16 protein-coding genes are annotated in these 14,439 nt (G+C 64.6%); 11 read left to right on the top strand and 5 right to left on the bottom strand.

The window, feature by feature from the left end; translation table 11 throughout:
* Positions 1-94 precede the first annotated feature (94 nt).
* Positions 95-886, top strand: coding sequence for an FAD binding domain-containing protein (locus BLT50_RS03095; protein ID WP_090026336.1), 792 nt, complete (start codon positions 95-97; stop codon positions 884-886).
* Positions 887-963: 77 nt separating this feature from the next.
* Here BLT50_RS03095 and BLT50_RS19735 read toward each other — a convergent pair whose 3' ends face one another.
* Genes BLT50_RS19735 through infC form a run of 3 tightly spaced genes read right to left on the bottom strand, consistent with a single transcriptional unit; the run spans position 964 to position 2,166 of the window.
* Positions 964-1,107, bottom strand: coding sequence for a hypothetical protein (locus BLT50_RS19735; RefSeq protein WP_342706688.1), 144 nt, complete (start codon positions 1,105-1,107; stop codon positions 964-966).
* A gap of 3 nt (positions 1,108-1,110) precedes the next feature.
* Positions 1,111-1,572 (bottom strand): SAM-dependent methyltransferase, encoded by a 462-nt coding sequence (locus BLT50_RS03090; RefSeq protein WP_342706687.1) that lies wholly within the window; start codon positions 1,570-1,572, stop codon positions 1,111-1,113.
* Positions 1,573-1,620: 48 nt separating this feature from the next.
* Complete coding sequence (infC, locus tag BLT50_RS03085; RefSeq protein WP_090026334.1) at positions 1,621-2,166, bottom strand: translation initiation factor IF-3; 546 nt, start codon at positions 2,164-2,166, stop codon at positions 1,621-1,623.
* Positions 2,167-2,364: 198 nt separating this feature from the next.
* Between infC and BLT50_RS03080 the strand changes: the two genes are divergently transcribed.
* Positions 2,365-3,144 (top strand): hypothetical protein, encoded by a 780-nt coding sequence (locus BLT50_RS03080; RefSeq protein WP_090026332.1) that lies wholly within the window; start codon positions 2,365-2,367, stop codon positions 3,142-3,144.
* A 74-nt stretch (positions 3,145-3,218) separates the two neighbouring features.
* On the opposite strand, the gene BLT50_RS03075 is transcribed toward BLT50_RS03080, so the two are convergent.
* Positions 3,219-4,046, bottom strand: coding sequence for a ferredoxin--NADP reductase (locus tag BLT50_RS03075; protein ID WP_090026330.1), 828 nt, complete (start codon positions 4,044-4,046; stop codon positions 3,219-3,221).
* A 261-nt stretch (positions 4,047-4,307) separates the two neighbouring features.
* Between BLT50_RS03075 and BLT50_RS03070 the strand changes: the two genes are divergently transcribed.
* The 8 genes from BLT50_RS03070 to BLT50_RS03035 all read left to right on the top strand — a co-directional run bounded on the left by BLT50_RS03070 (position 4,308) and on the right by BLT50_RS03035 (position 10,702).
* Positions 4,308-4,769: an Lrp/AsnC family transcriptional regulator gene (locus BLT50_RS03070; RefSeq protein ID WP_090027048.1), complete on the top strand. Its 462-nt coding sequence runs from the start codon at positions 4,308-4,310 to the stop codon at positions 4,767-4,769.
* A 77-nt stretch (positions 4,770-4,846) separates the two neighbouring features.
* On the top strand, positions 4,847-6,568 hold the full coding sequence (locus BLT50_RS03065) for a sensor histidine kinase (protein WP_090026328.1): 1,722 nt from the start codon (positions 4,847-4,849) through the stop codon (positions 6,566-6,568).
* Complete coding sequence (locus BLT50_RS03060; RefSeq protein ID WP_090026326.1) at positions 6,565-7,797, top strand: sigma-54-dependent transcriptional regulator; 1,233 nt, start codon at positions 6,565-6,567, stop codon at positions 7,795-7,797. The genes BLT50_RS03065 and BLT50_RS03060 overlap by 4 nt, the downstream gene beginning before the upstream one ends.
* A 168-nt stretch (positions 7,798-7,965) precedes the next feature.
* The gene (gene ccmA, locus BLT50_RS03055; protein WP_090026324.1) at positions 7,966-8,583 is read left to right on the top strand and encodes a heme ABC exporter ATP-binding protein CcmA; all 618 of its coding nucleotides are present in this window, start codon (positions 7,966-7,968) and stop codon (positions 8,581-8,583) included.
* Positions 8,580-9,236, top strand: a complete 657-nt coding sequence (gene ccmB, locus BLT50_RS03050) for a heme exporter protein CcmB (RefSeq protein WP_090026322.1) — start codon at positions 8,580-8,582, stop codon at positions 9,234-9,236. The genes ccmA and ccmB overlap by 4 nt, the downstream gene beginning before the upstream one ends.
* Positions 9,237-9,283: 47 nt before the next feature.
* Positions 9,284-10,015, top strand: coding sequence for a heme ABC transporter permease (locus BLT50_RS03045; protein ID WP_090026319.1), 732 nt, complete (start codon positions 9,284-9,286; stop codon positions 10,013-10,015).
* Positions 10,015-10,170: a heme exporter protein CcmD gene (gene ccmD, locus BLT50_RS03040; protein ID WP_090026317.1), complete on the top strand. Its 156-nt coding sequence runs from the start codon at positions 10,015-10,017 to the stop codon at positions 10,168-10,170. Before BLT50_RS03045 ends, ccmD begins: the two co-directional genes overlap by 1 nt.
* A complete protein-coding gene (locus BLT50_RS03035; protein ID WP_090026315.1) occupies positions 10,163-10,702 on the top strand; it encodes a DsbE family thiol:disulfide interchange protein in 540 nt (179 codons plus the stop codon). The genes ccmD and BLT50_RS03035 overlap by 8 nt, the downstream gene beginning before the upstream one ends.
* A gap of 79 nt (positions 10,703-10,781) precedes the next feature.
* Here the strand turns inward: BLT50_RS03035 and acnA are convergent, their stop codons facing one another.
* Positions 10,782-13,529 (bottom strand): aconitate hydratase AcnA, encoded by a 2,748-nt coding sequence (acnA, locus tag BLT50_RS03030; protein WP_090027046.1) that lies wholly within the window; start codon positions 13,527-13,529, stop codon positions 10,782-10,784.
* A gap of 206 nt (positions 13,530-13,735) precedes the next feature.
* Between acnA and BLT50_RS03025 the strand changes: the two genes are divergently transcribed.
* Positions 13,736-14,437 carry a DUF1223 domain-containing protein gene (locus BLT50_RS03025; RefSeq protein ID WP_090026314.1) on the top strand — a complete coding sequence of 234 codons (702 nt, stop codon included), beginning with the start codon at positions 13,736-13,738 and terminating at the stop codon, positions 14,435-14,437.
* Positions 14,438-14,439 lie beyond the last annotated feature (2 nt).

Raw genomic sequence — 14,439 nt, 5'->3', positions numbered from 1 at the left:
GAGACCGGGACCGGGGGCCAGCCCCCGGACCCCCGGAGTATTTTGAGCAAGATGAAGGCGGGACGATCCGCCCTTGCAGAAAGGAACGACAGGAATGTACGCATTCGATTTCGAGAAACCCGGCAGCATTGCCGACGCGGTGGCGGCCCTCAAGGACGAGGACGCACAGGCGCTGGGCGGCGGTCAGACGCTTATCCCGACGCTCAAACAGCGCCTTGCGATGCCGTCGAAACTGGTCAGCCTGACCGGCATCTCCGAGATGCAGGGCGTGTGCAAGGCCGACGATGGCGCGGTCTGCATCGGCGGTGCGACGCCGCATGCGGTGGTCGCGGCGGAAGCGGCGGGCGATTATCCGGCGCTGGCCGAACTTGCCGCGCATATCGGCGACCCGGCAGTGCGCAACCGTGGCACGATCGGCGGCAGCCTTGCCAATAACGACCCGGCGGCGTGCTACCCGGCGGCGGCGCTGGGATCGGGCGCGACCATCGTCACCAACGCACGCGAGATCGCGGCCGACGATTATTTCCAGGGCATGTTCACCACCGCGCTGGACGAGGGCGAGATCGTCACCGAGGTGCGGTTCCCCGTGCCCGAAAAGGCCGCCTACATGAAGTTCGAGCAGCCTGCCTCGCGCTTTGCGTTGGTCGGTGTGTTCGTTGCGAAATATGCAGACGGTGTGCGCGTGGCGGTGACGGGTGCGTCGGAAAGCGGCGTCTTCCGCTGGTCCGAGGCCGAGGCGGCATTGTCGTCGAACTTCTCGGCCGGGGCGCTCGACGGGTTGAGCGTACCTGCGGACGGCATGATTTCGGACCTGCACGGCTCGGGCGCGTATCGCGCGCATCTCGTCGCCGTCATGACCCGACGCGCGGTCGATGCCGCCGGCTGACCGGCGACAGCCTGGAACAGCGTGGAAGGCCCCGGATCGTTCCGGGGCCTTTTCGTTGTGGCGTATGATGCGAATAATCAGCCGGGCTTGCGCGCGATGAAATCGATCAGCGCCGACATGCCGGAATGGCCGCGCCCCTCCTGAACCTCGCGGTCATAGGCGCGCAGTTCCAGCACCTCCCAGCCAGGGAAAAGCCCGCGCAACACCACTTCGGTGTACATGTTTTAGGCAAAGGGTAGCCCGCCGGTGCCATATTCCAGCTGGCGTGGCGTGTAGCCATGCAGCATGATCAGCCCGCCCTGCTTTACGCTGCGCTTCATTCCATCGAAAAGCCGGCGGCGGTCGTCCGGCCCGACGAACTGGATAAAGATCCCGACGACGATGTCGTATGTGTCGGGCCAGTCATGGGCCAGAACGTCTGTCTGACGGAAGTCGACCGTCACGCCGCGCGACGAGGCCAGTTTTCGTGCCTTGGCGATGGCTGAGGGGGCAAATTCGAGCGCGGTCACGTCCATCCCGCATTGCGCCATGAACACCGAATTGCGCCCTTCGACATCGGCAACGGAAAGCGCGGTCTTGCCCTGTGAAAGACAGGATTGGTGGTCGCGCAGGGACTGTGCGGGTTCCGTGCCGAACACATAGTCTGGCGTCTTGAACCGCTCTTCCCACATGCTGCAGTCTTGCAACGAAAACGCCCCGCCGAAAGGGCGGGGCGTATAGGGCTTACTTGGGCGTTATTTCGTCACCGGGCCGATCATCATGATCATCTGCCGGCCTTCCATCTTCGGCATGTTTTCGATCTTGCCGATTTCCTTGACGTCCTCGGCCACGCGTTCCAGCAATTCCCGGCCCAGGTTCTGGTGGGCCATTTCGCGGCCGCGGAACCGCAAGGTGACTTTCACCTTGTCGCCGTTTTCAAGGAACCGCACCACGTTGCGCATCTTGACGTCATAGTCATGGGTGTCGGTGTTGGGGCGGAACTTCACCTCCTTCACCTCGATCACCTTCTGCTTCTTGCGCGCCTCGGATTCCCGCTTTTGCTGTTCGTACTTGAACTTGCCGTAATCCATGATCTTGCACACGGGCGGCGTGGCGTTGGGTGAAATCTCGACAAGGTCGAGCCCGGCCTCTTCGGCAAGTTCCATGCCACGGGCGGGGGTGACAACGCCGACATTTTCGCCTTCTGCGCCGATAAGGCGGATTTCGGGGGCCCGGATCCGGTCGTTGACGCGGGGGCCGGTGTCGCGGGTGGGCGGCGCGTTATGGGGTCTGCGGGCTATGGTGACGATCCTTTCGGTTGTTCATACGGCTTTTTCGAAACCGGAAAGTAGCTGTGGCCGAGGTTCTCTGCAAGCGGCAATCGGCTGATATGAGCCGATTTCGCAGGGTTTCCCCTTGCAGCTTTCGGTTGCCGACGACATCTGTCACCCGTGTAACGAGCAAGGCGAGGAACCGCCTTTGTAAACGGGAGAAGTGATATGAAAAACGTGACCTGGATCGTGTTGGCGGCCATCGTCGCGGTGGCCGGCTATCTCTATGTCACCGGCCAGACGGCTGAAGAAGCGGTCGGAACTGCAGAGGAAACCGCCTCGGAGGCAGCCGAAGCCACTGAAGAAGCCGCCGAAAACGCCGCGGCCGCAACCGAGGAAGCCGCCGAAGAAACGGCCGAGTCGGCCAGCGAGAGCGCGCAGGACGCGGTGGATACGGTGACATCAGCCGCCGAAGAGGCGGCCTCAGCCGCGCAGGATACTGCCGAAACAGCGGCCGAGGCGGCCAGCGATGCCGCCCAGTCGGCCGTCGAAACCGCAACCGAGGCCGTCGAAAGCGCCAAAGAGGCCGCGGAAGAGGCGATGGACTCTGCCGCCGGTGCGGCCGGGTCCATGGCCGATAACGCGGAAAGCGCAGCCAGCGATGCTGCCGAGGCCGCAAAGGACACCGCCGAGGCGACCGTCGATGCCGCCACCGGCGCGGTCGATACGGCCACCGAAACGACCGGTGATACGACCGATATGTCCGAGCAGTCGGGCACCGGGACCGAAACCGCCGCAGACACCGCAGCGAACACCGCCGCGACCAATCCAGACGAACTGCTGACGGTCGACGGCTTCGACATGGACAAGGTGGCGGAGCTGATCGACAACTCGTCGATCAACGACATGCAGAAGGGCTTGCTCAAGTCCGGCCTCGAGAAAGCGCAGGAAAATCCCGACGCGCTCAAGGCTCTGCTCGATCAGGTGCGCGAGGCGCTGGGACTCTGATCGGCCGCCAGGAATGACAAAGGGGCCGTCCGGCATTGCCCGGGCGGCCCCTTTTCGTCCGAAATCGAAAACTCTCAGTCGAGAAACGCCTTTTCCACCACGTAATGTGCGGGTTTGGAATTCGCGCCTTCCTCCAGCCCGTAATCTTCGAGCATGTCCTTGATTTCCAGGTTGAAGGCCAGGTTCCCGCACACCATCGCGCGGTCGGTTTCAGGGTTCAGCGGCGCCACGCCCAGATCCTTGAACACCTCGCCCGAGCGCATCAGGTCGGTGATCCGGCCCATCTTGGGGCTCTCTTCGCGGGTGGTCGTGGGGTAATAGCGCAGCTTGTCGGCAAAACCTTCGCCGATCAGTTCGGCCAGCAATTCGTCTTGCCGGATACTGTCGATCAGCTCCTTGCCGTATTGCAGTTCGCCCACTTCGCGGCAGGTATGGGTGATGATGACCTCGTCGTAGTCGGTATAGGTCTGCGGATCGCGCAGCAAAGACGCAAAGGGCGCAAAGCCCGTGCCGGTGGCAAAGAACCAGATCCGCTTGCCGGGCAGCAGCGCGTCGTGCACCAGCGTGCCCACCGGCTTGGGCCGCAGGATGATCTGGTCGCCGGGCTGGATGTGCTGCAGTTTCGAGGTCAGCGGACCGTCCTGCACCTTGATCGAGTAGAACTCCAATTCCTCGTCCCACGAGGGCGAGGCGATCGAATAGGCCCGCAGCAGCGGCTTGCGGTTGTCGCCCATCAGCCCGATCATCACGAACTCGCCAGACCGGAACCGCAGCGATGCAGGGCGTGTGCAGCGGAAACTGAAAAGGCGGTCGGTCCAGTGCCGGACGTCCGTTACGGTCTGGGCGTCGGGCAGGGTCGGTGTCTTGGCGGCGGGGGCTGCGGCGTCGGTCACGTTGGGTATCCCGTTTCGATAACAATTCCGGCGGTGCTAAACCGGTATCCCGGACATAGCTTTGATCCATATCAGATTAAACCCGGATATAGCATGCCACGGCAATCCTGAAAATGTTTGTGTGCAAACATTAATTGATATGCGCTTCGCCCTTGTTCGGAATTCTCTATCGGGAATATGTTTCATGTTTCGGGTGACACTGCCTGAAACATGGAATATCTGCGTTGTGATCTTGCATCAGGAAGAACAAAGTTTTTCAGGGGCGGCGAAATGAGTCAGAAGATAGATGCCTTGGACAAGCGTATCCTGCGCGAGTTGCAGCAGGATGCCGGTCAATCCCTCGACGAGATCGCCAAGCGCGTCGGTTCGTCCAAGACGCCAGTTTGGAACCGGATTCGCAAAATGCGCGAGGCCGGGGTCATGGGGCCGCAGACAGTGATCCTCGACCCTGAAAAGCTGGGTTTCGACGCCTGTTTCTTTGTTCTCATCCGCACGTCCGAACATGACGCGGAATGGCAGACGGCGTTCTTGCACGCATTGCTGAACCGTCCCGAAGTGATGGAGGCGCACCGCCTGGCGGGGGATATCGACTATATCCTCAAGGTGCGGGTCGCCAACGCGCGGGCATATGATGCGTTCTACCAGGCGCTGATCTCCGAGGTGAAAGTGCATAACGTGACCGCCTTGCTGTCGATGGAAGAGATCAAGTCGACGACCGCACTGCCAATCTGATCCATTGCCACGGTGGCGCCGTGCGGCCCTTGCATCCGCTCTGGTCAAGGAAAGCCGGGCAGGGGTAAAGATGGGTCATGACACGCCGTTTCCTTCCTACCCTGGCCGCATTGACGGTGTTCCTTGCCGCGGTTGCCGCGCTGACGGTGGGGGTGTGGTCCTATGGATACCGGCAAGCGCTGGATCAGCTGGCACAGCGGGGCGAGGCCGACTTGACGCTGGCCGCCGACCGGCTGACCGGTCAGTTGCAACTGTATCAGCAGATGGCGGTCCTGATGTCCGATCATCCGGGTCTCGATGCGCGCGCGCCGCGCGACCTGTTGCTTGAGGCCGCCGACAAGACCGCCGCGCTGGACGTGATGCTGGTGGACGGGCAGGGCCGGGTTGTCAGCGCCGCCAATGGCACGGATTCGCCCGACCTGTCCCGCCGCGCCTTTTTCCGCCGTGCAATGCAGGGCGCATTGGGCGAAGAACACGGGCTGAACCCGATGACCGGGCAACGCGCCTATTACTTTGCCGCGCCGCGTTTCGATGCAGCGGGACGCACCGCGGGGGCGTTGGTGGTTGTCGCGAATATTGACCGGGTCGAGGCCGAATGGCGCGGCGCGCGCCCTGCGGTTTTCTTTACCGACCGCACCGGGCAGGTGTTCATCACCAACCGGTCCGAGCTGTTGTTCTGGCGGCAGGGATCGGCGGGGCTGCGGCCGCCAGGCGGCGAAGAGACCGAGTTTGCGACCCGTACTGTCGGCCGGCACACGGTCTGGATCGAAAACTGGTCGCCCTATGTGCCATCGCGCGCGCTGCACCTGTCGCGTGACCTGCCGGTGATAGGCATGACGGCGCAGGCGCTGATCGACGTGGGGCCAGCGCGCCGTCTTGCCGGGCTGCAGGCGGCCTCGCTGGCGGCGATGCTTCTGGCCTTTGGCGCGATTCTGTTCTGGCTTATCGGCCGGCGGCGGGTTCTGGCGGTGGCCAATCAGCGGCTTGAAAGCCGCGTTGCCGAACGCACCGCCGAATTGAGCACCGCGAACGAACAACTGCGCCGCGAGGTGGCCGAGCGTCTTGCCGCCGAGCAGGCGTTGAAGAAGGCGCAGGACGATCTTGTGCAGGCGGGCAAGCTGTCCGCCCTGGGCCAGATGAGCGCGGGCATCAGCCACGAACTGAACCAGCCGCTGATGGCGATCCAGCAATATGCCGAAAACGGCGCGCAATTCCTGCAGCGCGGCAAACCCGGGGTGGCCAGCGAAAACCTGGGCCGCATCAGCGAAATGGCCGCGCGCATGGCGCGGATCATCCGCAACCTGCGCGCCTTTGCGCGCAACGAAAGCGAACCGATGGGGCGGGTGGACATCGTCGCCGTGATCGACAGCGCGCTCGATCTCAGCGCGGCGCGTCTGCGTCAGGATGGCATCGTCGTCGGTTGGGCGCGCCCGCCCGCGCCCGTGCTGGTGCGCGGCGGCGAGGTGCGGCTGGGGCAGGTGATCGTGAACCTGATTGGCAACGCGGCCGACGCCATGGCCGACAGTGATGACAAAAGGCTGAGTATCTCGGTCCTGCCCGGTGCGCCGGTCTGCGTGCGCATCGCAGATACCGGCCCCGGCATAGAAGAGCCGGACCGGATCTTCGACCCGTTCTACACGACCAAGGCGGTCGGGGCGGCGCAGGGCATGGGGCTGGGGCTGTCGATCTCTTACGGGCTTGTCCAAAGCTTTGGCGGCAACATCCGCGGCGCGAACGGCCCGGACGGCGCCATCTTTACGGTCGAGCTTGACCCATGGGCCGAGGAGCGGGTGGCATGACGCGGCGGGTTCTGGTTGTCGATGACGATGCCGCGGTGCGCTCGGCCCTGGCGCAAACGCTTGAACTGGCCGATCTGTCGCCGATCACGGCAGGCTCTTTCATCGAGGCAAAGGATCATATCAGCGCCGGTTTCGAGGGGGTTGTCCTGTCGGATATCCGCATGCCCGGCCGCGATGGGTTTCACCTGCTGGGACATAGTCAATCCGTCGATGCGGAATTGCCGGTCATCCTGCTGACCGGTGAGGGCGATATCCCGATGGCGGTGCGCGCGATGGGGCAGGGGGCGTTCGGATTTCTGGAAAAACCCTGCCCGCCGGCCGAGCTGGTTTCGGTGATCGAACGGGCGCTGCAGACGCGCGCGCTGGTGCTGGAAAACCGCCGCCTCAAGGCGCAGCTCGAGGCGGGCGATGCCGCGGCACGCATGCTGTTCGGCAATTCGGCGCAAGCCGACGCGCTGCGCGCGCGCGTCCGCATCGTCGCGCAGGCCGGCGCCGAGGTGCTGGTCAGCGGCCCGCCGGGATCGGGCATATCGAAGGTCGCCGAAGTGGTGCACCTGTGTTCGGCCCACGCCAAGGGCCCGTTCGTGAAACGCGCGGCTGCCGCCCTCGACCCGGCCGGGTTCGAGGACGCCTGCGCCGAGGCCGCGGGCGGTGCGTTGTTCCTGGACGAGGTGGGAAACCTGCCCCCTGACACCCAGTTCGCCGCGTTCGACCGGATCGAGGCCGGGGTGCCGGCCCGCGTCATTGCGGGAACCAGCGCCGACTTGTCCGAGGCCGTGGCGAACGGCGCCTTCATGGCGGATCTTTTCTACCGGCTCGACGTGATGCGGGTGCGCATACCGTCACTGGCCGAACGGCCAGAGGATATCCCGGTGCTGTTCCGCCACTATGTCGCGCAAGCCAGCGAACAGGCGGGGTTGAGCCCACCCGAAATCACCGCGGATGTGATCGCCCGCCTGATGGCACAGGACTGGCCCGGAAACGCGCGCGCGCTGATGAGCGCGGCGATGCGCTTTGCGCTCGGGCTGGGCAGCGAGGAGGAGGCACGCGACACCGGGCTGGGTCTGGCCGAGCAGATGGCACAGGTGGAACGGTCGCTTCTGATCGAGGCGCTGCGCCGCACGGGCGGGCGGGCAGCGGTGGCCGCCGAGAGGCTCAAGCTGCCGCGCAAGACGTTCTACGACAAGCTGGCGCGCTACGGGCTGAAGCCCGAGGACTTTCGGCAGTAGGGCGGTATCGCGCGTGCGCGCGATGCAGGTTTTGCGCCGCCCGTTCCGGGCGTCGCCGGGCGAGGGGCGCTGCCCCTCGCGCTCCCCGGGATATTTGGGGAAAGAGAAAGCAGGGGCTGCGCGCCCTTGTCCCTTTTCGCCGTCGCGGGGATGGGGTAATCGGGCTGAATGGAACTGACTGTGACAGACCTGGCCGTCGCGCGCGGCGGAGTGCCCGTCCTGGAAGGGGTGTCCTTTACCCTTTCGGGTGGCGAGGCGCTGGTTCTGCGCGGCCCGAACGGGATCGGCAAGACGACGCTATTACGCACGGTGGCGGGCTTGCAGCCGCCGCTGGCCGGGCATGTCGGGCTGGACCGCGAGGCGATGGCCTATGCCGGGCATGCCGACGGGATCAAGGCGACGCTGAGCGTGCGCGAGAACCTGACATTCTGGGCCGATGTCTTTGCCACGGATCGCGTGGGGGAGGCGCTGGCCGCGTTCGAGCTCGAGCCGTTGGCGGACCGGTTCGCCGGCAACCTGTCGGCGGGGCAGAAACGGCGGCTTGGACTGGCGCGCATGGTGGTGACCGGGCGCCCGGTCTGGGTGCTGGATGAACCCACCGTGTCGTTGGACGTGGATGCGGTCGCGATGTTTGCGCGGGCGGTGCGCGCGCATCTGGGCGGGGGCGGCATGGCGCTGCTGGCCACGCATATCGACCTGGGGCTGGACGAGGCGCGGGTCTTGAACCTGGCGCCGTTCCGGGCGCGCGCACCCGAACCCGACGATTTCGACGGGGCGTTCCTGTGATAGCCCTGCTGATCCGCGACATGAAACTGGGCACACGCGCCGGGGGCGGCTTTGGCCTGGGCCTTGCGTTTTTCCTGATCGTCGTGGTGCTTGTGCCGTTCGGCGTCGGCCCCGAAACCGGGCGGCTGTCGCTGATTGCGCCGGGCATCCTGTGGCTGGGCGCGCTTCTGGCCTGCCTTTTGTCGCTCGACCGGATTTTCGCGCTGGACTGGGAGGATGGCAGCCTCGATCTGCTGGCGACCTCGCCCCTGCCGATGGAGGCGGCGGTCAGCGTCAAGGCGCTGGCCCATTGGCTGACCACCGGCCTGCCGCTGGTTCTGGCCGCACCTGTCCTGGGCGTCCTGCTCAGCCTTCCGGCGGCCGGTTATGCGCCGCTGGTTCTGTCGCTGCTGCTGGGCACGCCGGCCCTGAGCGTGATCGGAACCTTCGGCGCGGCGCTGACGGTGGGGTTGAAACGGGGCGGTCTGCTGCTGAGCCTGCTGGTTCTGCCGCTTTACGTTCCGACGCTGATTTTCGGGGCCGAAGTCGCACGGCGCGGGGCCGAGGGGATGGACAACACCACGCCGATGCTGATGCTGGCGGGGATCACCTGCGGCACCATCGCGCTTTTGCCTTTCGCCTCGGCTGCTGTACTGAGAGTGAACCTGCGCTGACGGAGATGTGACTTGCGTGGGCACGACCTGCGCTTAGAGGAGGGACGATGGCGTCGATCTGGCAATACGCGAACCCCAAGAAGTTCATTGATACCACGGACAGGTTCCTGCCGTGGCTTTCCGCGCTGGCGCTGATCTGCCTTGTCGTGGGGCTGGTCTGGGGCTTCTTCTTCACCCCCGAGGATTACCGGCAGGGCTCGACCGTCAAGATCATCTACCTGCATGTGCCCTCGGCGCTGATGGCGATCAACGCCTGGCTGATGATGCTGGTCGCCTCGCTGATCTGGATCGTGCGGCGCCACCACGTCAGCGCGCTGGCGGCGCGGGCGGCGGCGCCCATCGGGGCCATGATGACGGTGATCGCGCTGGTGACCGGGGCGATCTGGGGGCAGCCGATGTGGGGCACATGGTGGGCCTGGGATCCAAGGCTGACCTCGTTCCTGATCCTGTTCCTGTTCTACCTGGGCTACATGGCGCTTTGGGCCGCGATCGAAAATGACGACACGGCGGCCGACCTGACGAGCGTGCTGTGCCTTGTCGGTTCCGTCTTTGCGCTGCTCAGCCGGTATGCGGTGAATTTCTGGAACCAGGGTCTGCATCAGGGCGCGTCGCTCAGCCTCGACAAGGAAGAGAACGTGGCCGACGTGTTCTATCATCCGCTGCTGGTCAGCATCGCGGGCTTCGTTCTGCTGTTCATCGCGCTGGTGTTCCTGCGCACGCAAACCGAAATCCGCGCGCGCCGGATGCGCGCGCTCTTGGCACGCGAAAGGCTGCAATGATGCCCGAGCTTGGAAAATACGCAGATGCGGTCCTGTCGTCCTATGGCATTTCGATCGCGCTGTTGCTGGTGCTTGTGATCGCGTCGGTGCATCGCGCGCGCCGCGTGCGCCGCGAACTGGACGAGGTCGAACAGAGGATCCGGCGCAATGGCTAAGGTCAAGCCCATGATGGTCGCGCCGCCGCTGATTTTCGCGGCACTGGCTGCAATGTTCTACGTCGGCATGAGCCGCGAAAACCCCGACGAACTGCCGACTGCGCTGGCAGGCAAGGCGGCCCCGGCGGTGGTGGTCACGACGCTTGGCGACAAGACGACGTTTGCCGACGCCGATCTGCGCACGGGCGAGGTGACGCTGGTCAATTACTGGGCCAGTTGGTGCGCCCCCTGCCGGGTCGAGCATCCGAACCTTGAAAAACTGGCGGCGCAGGGCCTGACGATCTATGGCGTCAACTACAAGGACAAGCCGGAGAACGCGCTGAAATTCCTGAACGAACTGGGCGACCCCTATGCTGCGATCGGCGCGGATACCGAGGGGCGGATGGCGCTCGATTGGGGCGTTTATGGCGTGCCGGAAACCTACGTGATCGACGGCAACGGGGTGATCGTGGTACGCCATGCCGGCCCGGTGACCCAGCGCGTGATCGACAACACGCTGATGCCCGCCATCGAGAAAGCCCGCGGCAACTAAGGCGTTTGCATCCCAGGTCGGGAAACGGAAAAAGGGCGCCCCGAAAGGCGCCCTTTTGCATGTCTGCGATGTGACGGGATCAGGCGGATTTGGCCAGGTTGCGCAGCACGAAGTGCAGCACACCGCCGTTTTCCACGTATTCCTTTTCCACCGCGGTATCGATCCGGCATTTCAGCGTGATCTCGCGGGTCTTGCCATCGGCATAGGTGATCTCGCACGGGACTTCGGCCAGCGGCGTGACGTTGTCCAGCCCCTTGATGGTGACGGTTTCGTCGCCCTTCAGGCCCAGCGACGTGCGGTTGTCGCCGCCGGTGAACTCGAACGGGATCACACCCATGCCCACCAGGTTCGAGCGGTGGATACGCTCGAAATTCTCGGCGATCACGGCCTTGACGCCGAGCAGGTTGGTGCCCTTGGCCGCCCAGTCGCGGCTGGAGCCGGCGCCGTATTGTTCGCCGCCGAACACCACCAGCGGGGTGCCCTGGTCCTGATAGGCCATCGACGCGTCGAAGATCGTCGTCTGCTGCCCGTCCGGCCCCTTGGTAAAGCCGCCTTCGACACCGTCCAGCATCTCGTTCTTGATGCGGATGTTGGCAAAGGTGCCGCGCATCATGACTTCGTGGTTGCCACGGCGCGACCCGTACGAGTTGAACTCGCGCACGGGCACCTGGTGTTCGGTCAGGTATTTGCCTGCGGGCGTGTCGGCCTTGAAGCTGCCCGCGGGGCTGATGTGGTCGGTGGTGACCATGTCGCCCAGGACGGCCAGGATACGCGCGCCTTCGATATTCTGGATCGTGCCGGCATCCTTGCCCATGCCACGGAAATACGGCGGGTTCTGGATGTAGGTCGAGCTTGCCGGCCAGTCATAGGTCTCGCCCTCGGAGGTTTCGACCGCCTGCCATTTCTCGTCGCCCTTGAACACGTCGGCATATTTCGACTGGAACGCCTCGCGCGTGACGGTCTTTTCGACCAGCTCGGCGATTTCCTTTTGCGTTGGCCAGATGTCCTTGAGGTAGACGGGGTTGCCGTCCTTGTCCTCGCCCAGCGGCTGGCTGGTCAGGTCGATGTTCATGTCGCCGGCAAGCGCATAGGCCACGACCAGCGGCGGCGAGGCCAGGTAGTTTGCGCGCACGTCCGGGCTGATCCGGCCTTCGAAGTTGCGGTTGCCCGACAGGACCGAGCAGGCCACGATGTCGCCTTCTGCGATCGCTTCGGAAATTTCGGGCTGGATCGGGCCCGAGTTGCCGATGCAGGTCGTGCAGCCATAGCCCACCAGGTTGAAGCCCACGGCATCGAGGTCTTCCTGAAGGCCGGCGGCCTCGAGGTATTCGCTCACCACCTGGCTGCCCGGCGCCAGCGAGGTCTTGACCCAGGGCTTGCGGTTCAGGCCAAGCGCGCGCGCCTTGCGGGCGACAAGCCCCGCGCCGATCATCACATAGGGGTTCGAGGTGTTGGTGCACGAGGTGATCGATGCGATCACGACCGAGCCGTCCTTGATCTCGTAGTCCTCGCCCTTGACGGGGTGCGACTTGCGCGGATCGACCAGCGCGTCGGGGGCAGGGCCTTCGGCGGCCATCGCATTGGCGGCCTGGCCTTCGTCCTCGCCGCGGTATTCGGCCACGACCTTGAAGAAGCTGTCGGCCGCGTGCGTCAGCGGCGTGTGATCCTGCGGGCGCTTGGGGCCGGAAACGGCCGGCACGACGTCGCCCATGTCCAGTTCCAGCGTGTCGGTATAGACCGGATCGTAATCCGGGCCGCGCCAGAAACCGTTTTCCTTGGCGTAGGCTTCGACAAGGGCGATGCGTGTCTCATCGCGGCCGGTCTGGCTGAGATAGCGCAGGGTTTCGTCATCGACCGGGAAGAAGCCGCAGGTGGCGCCGTATTCGGGCGCCATGTTGGCGATCGTGGCACGGTCGGCCAGCGGCAGGTGATCCAGGCCGGGGCCGTAGAATTCCACGAACTTGCCCACGACGCCCTTGTCGCGCAGCATCTTGACGACCTTCAACACCAGGTCGGTGGCGGTGGTGCCCTCGACCATCGCGCCGGTCAGCTTGAAGCCCACGACCTCGGGGATCAGCATCGACACAGGCTGGCCCAGCATCGCGGCCTCGGCCTCGATGCCGCCAACGCCCCAGCCCAGAACCGCCAGGCCGTTGACCATGGTGGTGTGGCTGTCGGTGCCCACCAGCGTGTCGGGATAAGCCACGGTGTCGCCGTTCTGATCCTCGTCGGTCCAGACCGTCTGCGCCAGGTATTCCAGGTTCACCTGGTGGCAGATGCCGGTGCCCGGCGGCACCACGCGGAAATTGTTGAACGCGCCCTGGCCCCATTTCAGGAACTGGTACCGCTCCATGTTGCGTTCGTATTCGCGGTCCACGTTCATCTGGAACGCGCGCGGGTTGCCGAATTCGTCGATCATGACCGAGTGGTCGATCACCAGGTCGACGGGGTTCAGCGGGTTGATCTTTTGCGCATCGCCGCCAAGCGCCTTGATGCCGTCGCGCATCGCGGCCAGGTCCACCACGGCCGGAACGCCGGTGAAATCCTGCATCAGCACGCGGGCCGGGCGATAGGCGATTTCGCGCGGGTTCTTGCCGCCCTGCTTGGCCCATTCGGCGAATGCCTTGATGTCGTCGGTGGTGACGGTCTTGCCATCCTCGAAGCGCAGCATGTTTTCCAGCACCACCTTCAGCGCGGCGGGCAGCTTGGAAAAGTCACCCAGGCCCGCGGCCTCGGCTGCGGGGATCGAGTAGTAGGCGACGGTCTGTCCGCCGGCGCTCAGCGTCTTGCGGGTCTTGGCGGTGTCCTGTCCGACTGTGATGGGCATATGGGCCTCCGTGCTTGCGGGGATGACATGTTTGCGATGCTTCTGCCGCATCCCCGGCATCCGTTCAAGGGGGGTGTGACGAAAATGTATACCATTGCACACAATTTTTCCAGATCGCCTTCACCGGCCTCTCGCAAAGGCTTGATTGGTTATTTCAGTCCTGCTTGCCTAATGTCGGCAGCGACACGAAAGACAAAGGACCGAAAATGCGAAACCTGACCGCCTGGATCGTGGCCACTCTGCTTGCCTGGGGCGTCCCGGCCCATGCACAGTCGCAGCCTGTCGTGGTCGAGCTTTTCACCTCGCAGGGGTGTTCGTCCTGTCCGCCCGCCGACAAGTTCATGCACGAGCTTGCCGCGCGCGACGACGTGATCGCCCTGGCGCTGCACGTGGATTACTGGGACTACATCGGCTGGAAGGACAAGTTCGCCAGCCCGCGCAACACCGCCCGCCAAAAGGCCTATGCCGTGGCGGCAGGCCGGCGCAGCGTCTACACCCCGCAAATGATCATCGACGGGGGCGACCATGTTGTCGGCAACCACCCGATGGACGTCGCCGAACTGGTGCGCGCCCATTCCGAACGCCCGCGTTCCGTTTCGCTCAGCGTCACGCGGTTGGGCAACGACCGCATGCGTATCGAACTGGCGCCGCGGGGCGCTGTCAGCGGCCCGATGATGGTGCATCTCGTGCGCTACCGCCCCGAGGAAACCGTGGACATCACGCGCGGCGAAAACGCGGGCAAGCGTATCAGCTATGCCAATATCGTCAGCGAATGGACGGTTCTGGGCGAATGGGACGGCGCCGCGCCATTGCGGATCGAGGCGGATATCCCGGGCAAGATGCCGACCGTCGTGCTGGTCCAGAAAAAAGGGCCCGGCCTGATCGAGGCGGCGGCGCGCCTGCGCTGACT

This window comes from Lutimaribacter saemankumensis (assembly GCF_900100005.1).
GTDB classification, from domain to species: domain Bacteria; phylum Pseudomonadota; class Alphaproteobacteria; order Rhodobacterales; family Rhodobacteraceae; genus Lutimaribacter; species Lutimaribacter saemankumensis.
This window is presented reverse-complemented; position numbering and strand designations above follow the sequence as displayed.

Coding starts and splice junctions, on each gene's coding strand:
- BLT50_RS03095 (WP_090026336.1), top strand. CDS start 95: ATGTACGCATTCGATTTCGAGAAACCCGGCAGCATTGCCGACGCGGTG.
- BLT50_RS19735 (WP_342706688.1), bottom strand. CDS start 1,107: ATGTACACCGAAGTGGTGTTGCGCGGGCTTTTCCCTGGCTGGGAGGTG.
- BLT50_RS03080 (WP_090026332.1), top strand. CDS start 2,365: ATGAAAAACGTGACCTGGATCGTGTTGGCGGCCATCGTCGCGGTGGCC.
- BLT50_RS03070 (WP_090027048.1), top strand. CDS start 4,308: ATGAGTCAGAAGATAGATGCCTTGGACAAGCGTATCCTGCGCGAGTTG.
- BLT50_RS03065 (WP_090026328.1), top strand. CDS start 4,847: ATGACACGCCGTTTCCTTCCTACCCTGGCCGCATTGACGGTGTTCCTT.
- BLT50_RS03060 (WP_090026326.1), top strand. CDS start 6,565: ATGACGCGGCGGGTTCTGGTTGTCGATGACGATGCCGCGGTGCGCTCG.
- ccmA (WP_090026324.1), top strand. CDS start 7,966: ATGGAACTGACTGTGACAGACCTGGCCGTCGCGCGCGGCGGAGTGCCC.
- BLT50_RS03045 (WP_090026319.1), top strand. CDS start 9,284: ATGGCGTCGATCTGGCAATACGCGAACCCCAAGAAGTTCATTGATACC.
- ccmD (WP_090026317.1), top strand. CDS start 10,015: ATGCCCGAGCTTGGAAAATACGCAGATGCGGTCCTGTCGTCCTATGGC.
- BLT50_RS03035 (WP_090026315.1), top strand. CDS start 10,163: ATGGCTAAGGTCAAGCCCATGATGGTCGCGCCGCCGCTGATTTTCGCG.
- acnA (WP_090027046.1), bottom strand. CDS start 13,529: ATGCCCATCACAGTCGGACAGGACACCGCCAAGACCCGCAAGACGCTG.
- BLT50_RS03025 (WP_090026314.1), top strand. CDS start 13,736: ATGCGAAACCTGACCGCCTGGATCGTGGCCACTCTGCTTGCCTGGGGC.